Source organism: Enterobacter sp. HNDS-6, from assembly GCF_039850505.1.
Classification (GTDB): Bacteria; Pseudomonadota; Gammaproteobacteria; order Enterobacterales; family Enterobacteriaceae; genus Enterobacter; species Enterobacter kobei.
In genome coordinates this window covers 3,388,971-3,402,995 of sequence record NZ_CP156673.1, presented here as the reverse complement: position 1 = coordinate 3,402,995, position 14,025 = coordinate 3,388,971, and the positions used below count along the sequence as shown (strand labels likewise).

The window sequence follows — 14,025 nt, the reverse complement described above, 5'->3', positions numbered from 1 at the left end:
TATGATTACCTATTCTTCAACCCCAAGAAGGCAATTGCCTTCCGTTTATCGGATGCTTACGCTGCTGACCCTGCTATGCGGGTTAGCGGCCGTGGGTTTTTCGCAGCAAACGCGGGCGGATGATTATTTTAATCCAGCGTTGTTGGATGTGGATAATCCACAGCAGGGAAAAACCGATCTCTCCATTTATGAAAAAGGGCCGGGACAGGCGCCAGGGAAATATCAGGTCACGATCTTTATCAATAATAATAAAATTGATACCCGCGACGTGACCTTTATATTGCAAAAGCAGGATAATGGAGAAAATTCCCTTCAGCCCTGCTTTACTCAGTCCGATTTAAAAAGCCTGGGTATTAAAACTGACGACTATCCTCAGCTTGCCGTGAAAGGCTCATGCGCGGATTTGCACGCCATACCGGCGGCGACGGCGACATTTCGCGTCAGCAACCAGCAGCTTCTGTTGAGCATTCCGCAGTCCGCGCTCGGTCAGGTTCCCCGTGGCTATATTGACCCAACAGAATTTGATGAGGGGATCACGGCGGGCATCCTCAACTACAGCGCCAGCGCCAGCCAGAGCCACGCCCGTCAGCAGGGCATGCAGGACAACAGCAGCCAGTACGTTAACCTGCGTCCGGGCATGAACGTCGGCGCGTGGCGCCTGCGCAACTATTCCACCTGGAGTCGCAGCACCAGCGGTCACGAAGAAGAGCAATCCTTTAACTCGGTCTACACCTATGCCCAGCGCGATATCGTGGCGTTAAAAAGCGATCTGACCGTAGGCCAAAGCAGCTCCCCGGCAGACGTATTTGACAGCGTTCCGTATACCGGCGCGCAGCTGAACTCCGACAACGATATGCTGCCGGACAGCGAAAAAGGCTATGCCCCGATCATCCGCGGTACGGCCCACAGTAATGCGCTGGTGGTGGTACGTCAGAACGGCTACGTGATTTATCAAAATACCGTTGCGCCGGGTGCATTTGAAATCAATGACCTGTATCCCACCGGCAGCAGCGGCGATCTCCAGGTCACCGTGAAAGAGACGGACGGCAGCGAACGTCACTTTGTGGTGCCCTACGCCTCCGTTCCGGTCCTCCAGCGCGAAAAGCACCTGAAATACAGCGTCACTGCCGGGCGCTACCGCTCCTATGACAAAGACGTGGAAAAGACCCCCTTCGCGCAGGGGAGTGCCATTTATGGCCTGCCGTACGGATTCACCGCCTACGGTGGCGTGCAGCAAAGCAGCCATTATCAGTCACAGGCGCTGGGCACCGGTAAAAACTTTGGCGATCTTGGCGCGTTTTCTGTCGACGTGACGCGCGCCAAAGCGCTGCTCAAAAAACAGCAGGCCAGCAAGGGGCAATCCTGGCGTCTGCGCTACAGCAAAGATTTCGCGGGTACGGGCACAAACTTCGCTCTGGCTGGCTATCGCTACAACAGTAAAGGGTTTTACACCCTCGAAGACACCATGGAATCCTATACCCGCGCCGATGACTGGTCAGCACCGCAGCAGCGCCGCGCGCGTACCGAGGCCACCATCGATCAAACCCTCGGCGAAGGCTGGGGATCGTTTACGCTGAGCCTGGTCAAAGAGACCTACTGGAACCAGGGTCAGGACATGACCTCGATGAGCGTCAGCTATAACAACAGCTGGAAGGGAATCACCTACAGCATGAGCTATAGCCTCAACAAAAACACCAACAGCCGTGATGACGAAGGCGATTCGGTCAGTAACGATAACCTGTTCGCGCTGAGCGTGTCGGTACCGCTGGATCGCTGGATGAGCAACACCTGGGCCTCCTACAACATGAATAACAATAAAGACGGCACCACGCACACGCTGGGCCTGAACGGGACGGCGCTGGAGGAGAACAACCTTAACTGGAACGTGCAGGAAGGCTATGACTCATCAGAGAACGGTACCTCTACCAGTCTGAACGCCGATTATAAAGCCACCTACGGGGAAGTGAGTGGCGGTTTCAGCCAGGACAAATACCAGCGGACCACCAACGTCGGTCTGCAGGGGGGCATGATAGCCCACGCTAACGGCCTGACGCTGAGCCAGCCGCTGGGCGAGACCATCGCGCTGGTGAAAGCGCCCGGAGCCAGCGGCACGCACATCGCCAACCAGACGGGCGTGGAAACTGACTTCCACGGCTATACCGTGGTGCCCTTTGTCACCGCCTATCGCCACAACACGATTTCGCTGGATACCGAAACGCTGCCTGACGAGGCTGACGTGACGCACGCTTCGCAGATCGTCACGCCAACCCGCGGTGCGGTGGTGCGGGCAAGCTTCAATACCCGCGTGGGTCATCGCGTCCTGATGACGCTGACGCACAACGGGAAGCCGCTGCCCTTCGGCGCAACGGTTACCACCGAGGATAAGGACAGCGAATTTATCGTCGGCACTGATGGCCAAACCTATCTTTCCGGAATGCCCGATCGCGGCAAGCTTTCCGTCTCATGGGGACAGGAAGCCAGCGACCACTGCGTTGCGGAATACACGCTCACGGATGAAAAAGAGAAAACAGACATTATTAACGCTGCCGCGCAGTGTCAGTAATCAACCGAGCAGGTTCACCTATGCAGCTTGTAAAACAATGCTTTTTCTTACTCATACTGGCAACCGCATCGCTGTTTATGCCGCATGCAAAAGCCACCTGTACGTCGCCGGATATGCCAAAGACCATTAACCTGGCCACGGTTTCCGTCTCCACCACGCTTCCCGTCGGCGCGACCATCCCCGGCACCGAACAGACGGTACACGTCGCGGGCCACTGCGATAGTGCTGCAGATAAGGGTCTGGAGATCGTCTCCTGCTACTACGGCTACGGCACGGAAATTCCCGGCCTTTCCGGGGTCTATGAATCCGGCGTGAAGGGGGTTGGTATTGCGCTGATGAATGACAAAGGTCAGCGCATCAGCGGTGCGGGCGGGGTCACCTGTGACTCCCGCGGCACGCCAATTGGCTATGTCTCAACTGACGGCAACCAGACGTTCGATTTTAACGTCACGCTGGAGCTGGTAAAAACGGATACCGCGGTAGAATCCGGTACGCTAAATCAAAGCCAGACCGTTTTTGGCATTGGCGTTTTTGGTCACGAAGGCATCGGTTCACCCAACAATGTTAGCTATGCCGGTAACGTAAACCTTGAAAACGTCACCTGCTCCGTACTGCCAAAAAGCCTGACCGTCAACATGGGCGATTTCCCGGTCAGCGATTTCAATATGGTCGGCACGCTGGCGATGCCCGCGAAGGAGTTCAACATCACGGTGAACTGTAACTCCACCGTTCAGCCTGAATTTAAGGTCACCAGCAGCGACGGCTACGTACCCGGTTATCAGGGGGTGCTTAAGCTCACGCCGGAGGATGGCATGGCAACGGGTGTCGGGATTGAAATGGTGATCGACAACGAGCTGGCAACGTTCGATACCTACACCCCAACTGAAACCCTGGCCTATGCCAACCAGACGATGGATATCCCGGTCAAGCTGAACTATTTGCAGGTGGCAGATGAAGTCACCCCTGGCCCGGCGAACGCCGTCGCCACCATTACTCTGGCCTATAAGTGATGAAAATGAAGAAACATCTCTTTGTGCTGGCCGCGCTGGCCAGCACGCTCACCTGTCTGGCCCGGGCTGACGATATTCAGCTGCAAATGGTCGGTAACATTTATGCCAACACCTGCCTCGTGGACAGCGCCAGCAAGGATTTAACCGTTGATTTAGGCCAGGCGGCTTCCAGTGAATTCCACGACGTGGGGGATACCGGCGCGTGGAAAACCTTCAGCCTGAAGGTGACACATTGTCCTAAATCCCTCGCCCTGGCGACCGCCTTCTTTTACGGTCAGGCGGATGCTACCCACCCAACCAAGTTTGCCAACACGGGCAGCGCGAAGGGGCTGGCGCTGGAGCTGGCGGACAGCCAGGACCATATACTCATCGCACCGCAGGCCAGCTTTAACGCGCTGATTGACCAGAACGACCATACCGCCACCTTCCCGCTGGCCGCACGCTATTACGCCACCGCTATGCCTGTTACCGCAGGCACGTTCAGCAGCGTCGTTCAGGTGACCTTCACTTACCAGTAGGACCGCGCCCCTTAGCACGGATGCTTTTTCGACGCCCGGCAGCCTGTTTTGCCGGGCGTTTTTTTATCTCCGGTACCGACGGCTGTTCAATCGGGAAGACCGGTAGCGCGTTGAGCAGCCGCTGTCCATAATTTTTGGTCAGCAGACGTTTATCGTAGATCACCACTTCGCCCCAGCAGCCGTGGCTTCGAATCAAACGCCCCACCTGCTGAATCAGGTTAAACGATGCCGCAGGCAGACTCTGCACCTCAAACGGATAGCGGTTAAGGCTTTTCAGCCATTCGCCCTCGGTGATCACCACCGGGCTGTCGATGGGGGGGAAGGCAATTTTATGAATGTGGACCTGCGTCAGGTAGTCGCCTTTCAGGTCAAGACCTTCCGCGAAAGACTGCAATCCCACCAGCACGCTACGCTCGCCGTTATCAATGCGTTTACGGTGGGTTTCCACCAGCCTGTAACGCGGCTGGTCACCCTGCACCAGCAGGAGTAAACGCAGATCGGTGACGTGCTCCAGAAAACGCTGCATGGCGCGTCCACTGGCAAATAACACCAGCATGCCAGGGTATTTTTTACTCTCGACCTGTTCGCGGAAATAGGCCGCCATTTCCGCAATGTGCTGTTCTTCGTTGTCGATCAGCGGCTCAAACGTCATGCGCGGAATGACCAGCTTGCCCTGCTCGCAGTGGTTAAACGGCGAGTCCAGCGCCACAAAGCGGTCACCCGCTTTTTCTTTAAGCCCGCTCATCTCCTGCAAACGAGAAAAACTGTTCAGAGAACGCAGCGTGGCAGAGGTCACCACCACGTGCGGCACGCTGCGCCAGATCAGCTTTTCCAGCTGATCGGCCACGCGGATGCCCACGCAGTGGAAGAAGAGATGCACCTGCCCGTCCCGCACGTCGCGGGTGGCCCATTTGGTGACCGGCGCGCCTGATGCCTGCGCCATTGAGGCCAGCCGCCAGAGTTTGCTCTGCGCTTCGAACATGCCCAGCGCGCGGTTCATCTGTAGCAGAATACGGTGCAGACGCACCACGTCATGCGTGCCGGTTTTCTCGCTCAGATCGTTTAAGAACATCTCCGCCAGCCCGCGCAGCTTTTCAAGGTGCTTTGCCAGCTGCTGACAAATTTCCATCACCTCTTCCGGCAGTTCGCCCATCGCAAAGCGATGTTCCGCCTCCTGGGCTGCGGGAAGATAAAGGTTGAGGATGTTATTGAGCGAGGAGATCAGGCCGTAAACCTCTTCACAATGCTCGCTTAGCCGTTCCGGCACCGCCAGCGGCGGCGTGGTTTTCGGGCGGAACTGCTCCATGCAGGTTGCCACCAGCTTGCAGAACAGATCCAGCTGCAGGCGGAACCAGGGCGCGGTGATCTCGGCGCTCATCTCCAGCGCGTCCCGAGCCACGTCGGGCAGATGGTGGCCTTCGTCGAGCACCAGCAGCAGATTTTTGGGCTCCGGTAGCACCGCCTCACTCTCCAGCGCGGCCATCACCAGCGCGTGGTTGGCGACAACCACCTCCGCCTCCTGAATCTCACGCCGGGCAACAAAGAACGGGCACTCGCGGTAGTAGTGACAGTTGCGGTTCAGGCAGCTGGCTTTGTCAGTGCTGAGCCTGCGCCATAAGTCGTCGCTGATGGCCTGGCTGGTGTGATCCCGCAGGCCGTCCCACTTATAGCCGTCGAGTTCGGCTTTGAGTTTTGCACACTGCTCCTGCTCGGCCTTATTGTTCGGCGTCAGCTCGTCATCAAGAAACGCGAGCAGATCCTGTTGATTCGGCTCGCTGCTGGCGAGCGCCGCCAGGTTACGTGGGCACACGTAGCGCCCGCGCCCAAAGGCGGCGGTAAAGCGCAGGTCGGGGATGATTTTGCGCAGCAGCGGCAAATCTTTGCTGAAAATCTGATCCTGCAGGGCCACGTTGGCGGTGCTGACCACCAGCGTTTTGTCCTCTTCCCGCGCGATGGCAATACCGGGAATGAGATATGACAGGGTTTTCCCGACGCCGGTCGGCGCTTCAATCGCCAGATGACGCCCGTCGTCCCCGGCAAGCGTTTTTGCCACGTCAGCAATCATCTGCCGCTGCGGCGCTCGGGGGATAAAGTCGGGGATCTGCTGTTGTAGCGCCTTGTACCATGCGCCAATTTGCGCTTTCAGCGCCGCGGTTAAAGCCATCGAAAAACCTGAAATACTGTATAAACAGCCACTATTGTGGCACTTTCTCTTCGCTGCCGCAAAAAGAAAAGCCCGGCTTTACGACCGGGCTTCCAGATTACTGCGGGTTAGCAGGTTTACGCGGGCGGCGTCGACGCTGCCCTTCCCCTGCCGGTTTCCCTTCACCGCTGCGCCACGGACTTTCGCCGGCCGGTTTGCTGTCGTTGTTGCGACGCGGGGGTTTGCCGGATGATTTCGGCGCGCCGCCTTCAGCACGACGCGGCTGCTGACCGCGACCACCGCCGCCCTGACCACGACCGCCGCCCTGGCGACCGTTCTGAATCGGCTCCGCCTTGATGGACGGATCCACTTCGTAGCCCGGGGTTTCGATGCGTGGGATCTCTTTCTTCAGCAGACGTTCGATGTCGCGCAGCAGCTTGTGTTCATCGACGCAGACCAGAGAGAGCGCTTCACCGGTTGCCGCCGCGCGGCCGGTACGACCGATACGGTGAACGTAATCTTCCGGGACGTTTGGCAGCTCGTAGTTTACTACGTGCGGCAGCTCTTCAATGTCCAGACCACGCGCGGCGATGTCGGTTGCCACCAGCACGCGGATGTCGCCAGATTTGAAGTCCGCCAGCGCACGGGTACGCGCACCCTGGCTCTTGTTACCGTGGATGGCGGCACTGCGGATACCGTCTTTATTGAGCTGTTCCGCCAGGTGGTTCGCACCGTGCTTGGTGCGGGTAAAGACCAGCACCTGCTGCCAGTTACCCTGGCCGATCATCTGGGAGAGCAGCTCCCGCTTACGCTTTTTATCAACAAAGTGAACGTGCTGCGTCACCTGCTCAGAGGCGGTGTTGCGACGCACCACTTCCACTTCCAGCGGGTTATGCAGCAGCTTTTCTGCCAGCGCCTTGATCTCGTCGGAGAAGGTGGCAGAGAACAGCAGGTTCTGACGACGCGCAGGCAGCTTGGCCAGCACGCGACGGATGTCGTGGATAAAGCCCATATCCAGCATGCGGTCAGCTTCATCCAGCACCAGAATTTCAATCTGATCGAGCTTCACCGCGTTCTGGTGTTCGAGATCCAGCAGACGGCCCGGCGTTGCCACCAGCACGTCCACGCCGCCGCGCAGCTTCATCATCTGTGGGTTGATGCTGACGCCACCGAAAACGACCAGCGAGCGAATGTTGAGATAGCGGCTGTAGTCACGCACGTTCTCACCAATCTGCGCCGCCAGCTCACGGGTTGGGGTCAGGATCAGCGCACGAACCGGACGACGGCCTTTGGCGTGCGGCTGGTTTTTTACCAGCAGCTCTAACAGCGGCAGCGTAAAGCCCGCGGTTTTACCGGTGCCGGTCTGGGCGCTGGCCATCAGGTCACGCCCCTGAAGAACGGCGGGGATCGCCTGCTGCTGGATGGGGGTTGGCTCAACGTAGCCCTGCTCTGCGATGGCACGCAGAATTTCCGGGTTCAGGCCAAGGGAATCAAAAGACATAAAAACTCCGAACCGCCCCGACCATCACAGGTGTAGTTTTCAGGGAGATATAACGAAAAGGGGAAGGACAAAAACCACAATGTCGCGAAGGGGCGGAGTGTAGCAGCTTTTGTGACGTGGCGCATAAAATATCCCTCCGCGTTCCCTCGACGTTAGCGTGAATCAGGCATAATCTTAATCAATCGATTGATTAATTTTTAATACCGCCATGAATACGACCCCAACGACAACCAAAGGTGAACAGGCCAAAAGCCAGCTGATTGCTGCCGCGCTGGCGCAGTTTGGCGAGTATGGCCTGCACGCGACCACGCGAGATATCGCCGCCCAGGCTGGGCAAAACATTGCGGCGATCACCTACTATTTTGGCTCAAAAGAGGATTTGTACCTCGCCTGCGCCCAGTGGATTGCCGATTTTATCGGCACACATTTTCGTCCGCACGTTGAAGAAGCCAGCGAGCTGTTGAGCCAGCCGACGCCGGATCGTGACGCTATCCGGCGGCTTATCCTGAATGCCTGCCATAATATGATCCGCCTGCTGACGCACGACGATACGCTCAACCTGAGTAAGTTTATCTCCCGCGAGCAGCTCTCCCCTACAACTGCCTATCAGCTGGTACACGATCAGGTCATTGCTCCGATGCATACCCACCTGACCCACCTGATCGCCGCCTATACCGGGCGGGACGCCAGCGATACCGTGACCATTTTGCATACCCATGCCCTGCTGGGTGAAATCCTTGCCTTTCGTCTGGGGCGGGAAACCATCCTGTTACGCACCGGCTGGACACAATTCGATGAGGATAAAGCCGCGCAGATTAGCCAGGTCATCACCTGTCATCTCGATCTGATCCTGCAAGGCTTAACGCAAAGGAGCCTGAAGTCATGAAAAAACCTGTCGCCATCATTCTGGTGGTTGTTGTTTTGCTTGCCGCGGGCGTCGGTGGCTGGCTGTGGTATCAGAGCCATCAGGACCGGGGCCTGACGCTGTACGGTAATGTGGATATTCGTACCGTGAATATGAGCTTCCGCGTGGGTGGCCGTCTCGCCTCGCTGAGCGTTGACGAAGGTGATGCCATTAAACGCGGGCAAACGCTGGGCATGCTGGATAAAGCCCCCTACGAGAACGCCCTGATGCAGGCCAAAGCGGGCGTTTCCGTTGCCCAGGCGCAATATGACCTGATGCTGGCGGGTTATCGTGACGAAGAGATCGCCCAGGCCGCCGCTGCCGTTAAGCAGGCGAAAGCTGCCTACGACTACGCGCAGAATTTCTATAACCGTCAGCAGGGGCTGTGGAAAAGCCGCACCATTTCAGCCAACGATCTGGAGAATGCGCGTTCATCCCGCGACCAGGCGCAGGCGACGCTGAAATCCGCGCAGGATAAATTAAGCCAGTACACCACCGGTAACCGCCCGCAGGACATTGCCCAGGCCAAAGCCAGCCTTGAACAGGCGCAGGCGCAGCTGGCCCAGGCAGAGCTGGATCTGCATGATACAACCCTCATCGCCCCGTCTGACGGTACGCTGATGACCCGTGCCGTGGAGCCGGGCAGCATGCTCAGCGCGGGCAGCACCGTATTAACGCTCTCCCTGACCCGCCCGGTCTGGGTGCGCGCCTACATTGACGAGCCAAATCTCGGCCAGATGCAGCCGGGCCGCGAGCTGCTGCTCTATACCGATGGTCGTCCGGATAAGCCGTATCACGGCAAAGTCGGCTTTGTCTCCCCCACCGCCGAATTCACCCCGAAAACCGTTGAAACGCCGGACCTGCGTACCGACCTGGTGTACCGTCTGCGCATCATCGTCACCGATGCGGACGACGCGCTGCGTCAGGGCATGCCTGTTACCGTAAAAGTGAACAACGGGGAACGACATGAATGACGCGGTTATCCAGCTCAACAATCTGGTCAAACGCTTCGCAGGGATGGACAAACCGGCGGTCGCCCCGCTGAACTGCACCATTCAGAAAGGCTATGTGACCGGCCTGGTCGGCCCGGACGGCGCAGGCAAAACCACGCTGATGCGGATGCTGGCCGGTTTGCTAAAGCCGGATGAAGGCACAGCCAGCGTGCTTGGCGTTGACCCCATCAAAGACGACGGCGCGCTCCACGCCATGCTCGGCTATATGCCGCAGAAGTTTGGTCTGTATGAAGATCTGACGGTGATGGAAAACCTGAACCTGTATGCCGACCTGCGCAGCGTGACCGGCGAAACCCGGCAGAAAACCTTCGCCCGCCTGCTTGAGTTCACCTCCCTCGGCCCGTTCACCGGCCGGCTGGCGGGCAAGCTCTCCGGCGGGATGAAGCAAAAGCTGGGGCTGGCCTGTACGCTCGTCGGCGAACCAAAGGTCCTGCTGCTGGACGAGCCCGGCGTCGGCGTGGACCCCATCTCCCGCCGTGAGCTGTGGCAGATGGTGCACGAGCTGGCAGGCGACGGGATGCTGATCCTCTGGAGCACCTCCTACCTCGACGAAGCGGAACAGTGCCGGGACGTGCTGCTGATGAACGAAGGCGAGCTGCTTTATCAGGGCGAGCCAACGACGTTGACGCAGAGCATGGCCGGACGCAGTTTCCTCCTCCACAGCCCGCAGGAGTCCAACCGCAGGCTGCTGCAGAGAGTGCTGAAACTGCCGCAGGTGAGCGACGGGATGATTCAGGGTCGGTCCGTGCGCGTAATCCTCAAAAAGGAGGCCACCGTCGAGGATATTCGCCGCGCGCCTGGCATGCCTGAAATTGAAATGGCAGAGACGGCGCCGCGCTTTGAAGATGCGTTTATCGACCTGCTGGGCGGCGCGGGGACATCGGAATCGCCTCTCGGCGCGATCCTCCACACGGTTGAAGGTACGCCGGGCGAGACGGTGATTGAAGCCAAATCCCTGACCAAAAAGTTCGGCGATTTCGCCGCCACCGATAACGTCAACTTTGCGGTAAAACGCGGCGAGATTTTTGGCCTGCTCGGGCCGAACGGCGCGGGGAAATCCACCACCTTTAAAATGATGTGTGGCCTGCTGGTGCCGACGTCCGGCAAGGCGCTGGTGCTGGATATGGATCTCAAAGTCAGCTCCGGCAAGGCGCGCCAGCATCTGGGCTATATGGCACAGAAATTCTCGTTGTATGGCAACCTGACCGTCGAGCAGAATCTGCGCTTTTTCTCCGGCGTGTACGGCCTGCGCGGGCGCGCGCAGAACGAGAAAATCCGCCGCATGAGCGATGCCTTCGGGTTAACGAATATTGCCTCCCACGCCACCGACGAACTGCCCCTCGGCTTTAAGCAGCGCCTCGCGCTGGCCTGCTCGCTGATGCACGAGCCCGATATTCTTTTCCTCGATGAGCCGACCTCCGGGGTGGATCCCCTCACCCGCCGCGAGTTCTGGCTGCATATCAACAGCATGGTGGAGAAAGGGGTGACGGTGATGGTGACCACCCACTTTATGGATGAGGCGGAATACTGCGACCGCATCGGGCTGGTCTATCGCGGCAAGCTGATTGCACACGGCACCCCGGACGACCTGAAAAACCAGGCCGCCGACGATGCCGTGCCAGACCCGACCATGGAGCAGGCGTTTATCACCCTCATCCACGACTGGGATAAGGAGAATGCCCATGCGCAGTAACGCCCTTTCCTGGCGCCGGGTGCGCGCGTTATGCATAAAAGAGACGCGGCAGATCGTGCGTGACCCGAGTAGCTGGCTGATTGCGGTGGTGATCCCCCTGCTGCTGCTGTTTATCTTTGGCTACGGCATCAACCTCGACTCCAGCAAGCTGCGGGTCGGCATTTTGCTGGAGCAGCAGAGCGAAGAGGCGCTGGACTTCACCCACGCCATGACCGGCTCGCCGTACATTGACGCCACCATCAGCGATAACCGGCAGGCGCTGATCCAGAAGATGCAGGCGGGGAAAATTCGCGGGCTGGTGGTCATCCCGGTGGATTTCGCCGCCAATATGGCGCGGGCGAATGCCGACGCGCCGATCCAGGTGATTACCGACGGCAGCGAGCCGAACACCGCCAACTTCGTGCAGGGCTACGTGGAGGGGATCTGGCAGCTATGGCAGATGCAGCGCGCCGAAGACCGGGGGGAGACGTTTGAACCACTCATCGACGTGCAAACGCGCTACTGGTTTAACCCTGCCGCCATCAGCCAGCACTTTATCATTCCGGGCGCGGTGACGATTATCATGACGGTGATTGGTGCGATCCTGACCTCGCTGGTGATCGCCCGCGAGTGGGAGCGTGGCACCATGGAGGCGCTGCTCTCCACAGAAGTGACGCGCGTCGAGCTGCTGCTGTGCAAGCTCATCCCCTACTACTTCCTCGGCATGCTGGCGATGCTGCTCTGCATGCTTGTCGCCGTCTTTATCCTCGGCGTGCCGTACCGCGGCTCGCTGGTGGTGCTGTTCTTTATCACCAGCCTGTTTTTACTTAGCACGCTGGGGATGGGGCTGCTCATCTCCACCATCACCCGCAACCAGTTTAACGCCGCGCAGGTGGCGCTCAACGCCGCCTTTTTACCGTCGATTATGCTGTCCGGGTTTATTTTCCAGATAGACAGTATGCCAGCGGTGATCCGCGCTGTGACCTACATCATTCCGGCGCGTTATTTCGTGAGCACGCTGCAAAGCCTGTTCCTGGCGGGGAATATTCCGGTGGTGCTGATTATCAACACGCTGTTTTTAATGGCGTCAGCGGTGATGTTTATCGGATTGACGTGGTTGAAAACCAAACGGCGATTAGATTAAGTATGTAGGTCGGGTAAGGGCAAGCGCCACCCGACAGGAGGACGACGCAATGTTTCACCGACTATGGACGTTAATACGAAAAGAGCTGCAATCCCTGCTGCGCGAGCCGCAAACCCGCGCCATTCTGGTTTTGCCGGTGCTGATCCAGGTTTTGCTGTTCCCCTTTGCCGCGACGCTTGAGGTGACCAACGCCACCATCGCCATTTACAACGAAGACAACGGTAAACATTCCGTCGAGCTGACGCAGCGCTTTGCCCGTGCAAAAGCATTTACCCACATTCTGCTGCTGAAAAGCCCGCAGGAAATCCAGCCGACCATCGATACGCAAAAAGCCCTGCTGCTGGTGCGCTTCCCGGCAGATTTTTCCCGTAACCTGGATACCTTCCAGACCGCGCCGATGCAGCTTATCCTCGACGGGCGCAACTCTAACAGCGCCCAGATTGCAGCCAACTATCTGCAGCAGGTGGTGAAGAATTATCAGCAGGAGCTGATGGACGGCAAACCGAAGCCCAACAACAGCGAGCTGGTGGTGCGTAACTGGTACAACCCGAATCTGGACTACAAATGGTTTGTGGTGCCGTCGCTGATCGCCATGATCACCACCATCGGGGTGATGATCGTCACCTCCCTGTCCGTCGCCCGCGAGCGGGAGCAAGGTACGCTGGATCAGCTGCTGGTTTCCCCACTCGCAACCTGGCAAATCTTTGTTGGCAAAGCGGTGCCGGCGCTGATTGTCGCGACATTTCAGGCCACTATCGTGCTGGGCGTGGGAATTTGGGCCTATCAAATCCCGTTTGCCGGTTCGCTGGCGCTGTTTTACTTCACGATGGTGATTTACGGGCTGTCGCTGGTGGGGTTTGGGCTGTTAATTTCGGCGCTGTGCTCGACGCAGCAGCAGGCGTTTATCGGCGTGTTTGTCTTTATGATGCCAGCAATTTTGCTCTCCGGGTACGTTTCCCCTGTCGAGAACATGCCGGTGTGGCTGCAGGACATCACATGGATAAACCCGATACGCCACTTTACGGACATTACCAAGCAGATCTATCTGAAGGATGCGAGTCTGGATATTGTCTGGGGGAGTTTGTGGCCGCTACTGGTCATAGCGGCCACGACGGGGTCAGTGGCGTACGCGATGTTTAGACGCAACATTTCGTAGCTTTTTCTCTTTGGTGAGCAATGAGACCACCGCAGGCCCTGCAAGGATTGCGAGACCCGCCAGGGCCAGCAGCAGGTTGTTTTGCAGCACGCGTGACAGCAGCCAAAGCACAATCATCGCGGCACCAAAGTACCAGGTGGTGGTGAGCTCTTCGAGCACATCACCCACCTCGCGCCAGCGCGCTTCATGGTGGCGCTGTAAGAACAGCATCGACAGCACGGTGACGCCATAGAGGACGCATAGCCCCAGGCCAACACGCACCAGCGTGCCGCTCATCCAGCCCATCACCAGTACGGCCACGACCAGTAAATGCAACATTATCTGCCAGCAACTTAACCCCGTTGCGACACGAACACGTTGTTGCCACTTCATGGCTTCTCTCCTGAAGGATTTTTATCTGC

General features: G+C 58.1%; 11 protein-coding genes. 8 read left to right on the top strand and 3 right to left on the bottom strand.

Features of this window, described 5'->3' with window-relative positions; genetic code table 11:
- Position 1: 1 nt before the first annotated feature.
- The 3 genes from ABFI50_RS15925 to ABFI50_RS15915 are packed head-to-tail and all read left to right on the top strand — an operon-like array spanning position 2 to position 4,091.
- Positions 2-2,563 (top strand): fimbria/pilus outer membrane usher protein, encoded by a 2,562-nt coding sequence (locus ABFI50_RS15925; RefSeq protein WP_347484487.1) that lies wholly within the window; start codon positions 2-4, stop codon positions 2,561-2,563.
- 20 nt (positions 2,564-2,583) lie between these two features.
- On the top strand, positions 2,584-3,573 hold the full coding sequence (locus ABFI50_RS15920; RefSeq protein WP_200557804.1) for a fimbrial protein: 990 nt from the start codon (positions 2,584-2,586) through the stop codon (positions 3,571-3,573).
- 5 nt (positions 3,574-3,578) lie between these two features.
- Positions 3,579-4,091: a fimbrial protein gene (locus ABFI50_RS15915; RefSeq protein ID WP_045281117.1), complete on the top strand. Its 513-nt coding sequence runs from the start codon at positions 3,579-3,581 to the stop codon at positions 4,089-4,091.
- Here ABFI50_RS15915 and dinG read toward each other — a convergent pair.
- Positions 4,078-6,255, bottom strand: a complete 2,178-nt coding sequence (gene dinG, locus ABFI50_RS15910; protein ID WP_014883095.1) for an ATP-dependent DNA helicase DinG — start codon at positions 6,253-6,255, stop codon at positions 4,078-4,080. The two genes, ABFI50_RS15915 and dinG, sit on opposite strands and share 14 nt — an antisense overlap.
- A 97-nt stretch (positions 6,256-6,352) precedes the next feature.
- Positions 6,353-7,735 carry an ATP-dependent RNA helicase RhlE gene (gene rhlE / locus ABFI50_RS15905; RefSeq protein WP_200557805.1) on the bottom strand — a complete coding sequence of 461 codons (1,383 nt, stop codon included), beginning with the start codon at positions 7,733-7,735 and terminating at the stop codon, positions 6,353-6,355.
- 208 nt (positions 7,736-7,943) lie between these two features.
- Between rhlE and cecR the strand changes: the two genes are divergently transcribed.
- From cecR to ABFI50_RS15880, 5 genes are read left to right on the top strand one after another with little or no spacing between them, the layout of a single operon-like run.
- Positions 7,944-8,621 (top strand): transcriptional regulator CecR, encoded by a 678-nt coding sequence (gene cecR, locus ABFI50_RS15900; protein ID WP_014883093.1) that lies wholly within the window; start codon positions 7,944-7,946, stop codon positions 8,619-8,621.
- A complete protein-coding gene (gene hlyD / locus ABFI50_RS15895; protein ID WP_023332458.1) occupies positions 8,618-9,613 on the top strand; it encodes a secretion protein HlyD in 996 nt (331 codons plus the stop codon). The genes cecR and hlyD overlap by 4 nt, the downstream gene beginning before the upstream one ends.
- Positions 9,606-11,345: an ATP-binding cassette domain-containing protein gene (locus ABFI50_RS15890; protein ID WP_200557806.1), complete on the top strand. Its 1,740-nt coding sequence runs from the start codon at positions 9,606-9,608 to the stop codon at positions 11,343-11,345. Before hlyD ends, ABFI50_RS15890 begins: the two co-directional genes overlap by 8 nt.
- Positions 11,335-12,468 (top strand): ABC transporter permease, encoded by a 1,134-nt coding sequence (locus tag ABFI50_RS15885; RefSeq protein ID WP_023332456.1) that lies wholly within the window; start codon positions 11,335-11,337, stop codon positions 12,466-12,468. Before ABFI50_RS15890 ends, ABFI50_RS15885 begins: the two co-directional genes overlap by 11 nt.
- A 49-nt stretch (positions 12,469-12,517) precedes the next feature.
- Positions 12,518-13,624: an ABC transporter permease gene (locus tag ABFI50_RS15880; RefSeq protein ID WP_047361664.1), complete on the top strand. Its 1,107-nt coding sequence runs from the start codon at positions 12,518-12,520 to the stop codon at positions 13,622-13,624.
- Here the strand turns inward: ABFI50_RS15880 and ABFI50_RS15875 are convergent.
- Positions 13,586-13,996, bottom strand: a complete 411-nt coding sequence (locus ABFI50_RS15875; protein ID WP_014883088.1) for a YbhQ family protein — start codon at positions 13,994-13,996, stop codon at positions 13,586-13,588. The genes ABFI50_RS15880 and ABFI50_RS15875 overlap by 39 nt on opposite strands.
- Between the last annotated feature and the right edge of the window lie 29 nt (positions 13,997-14,025).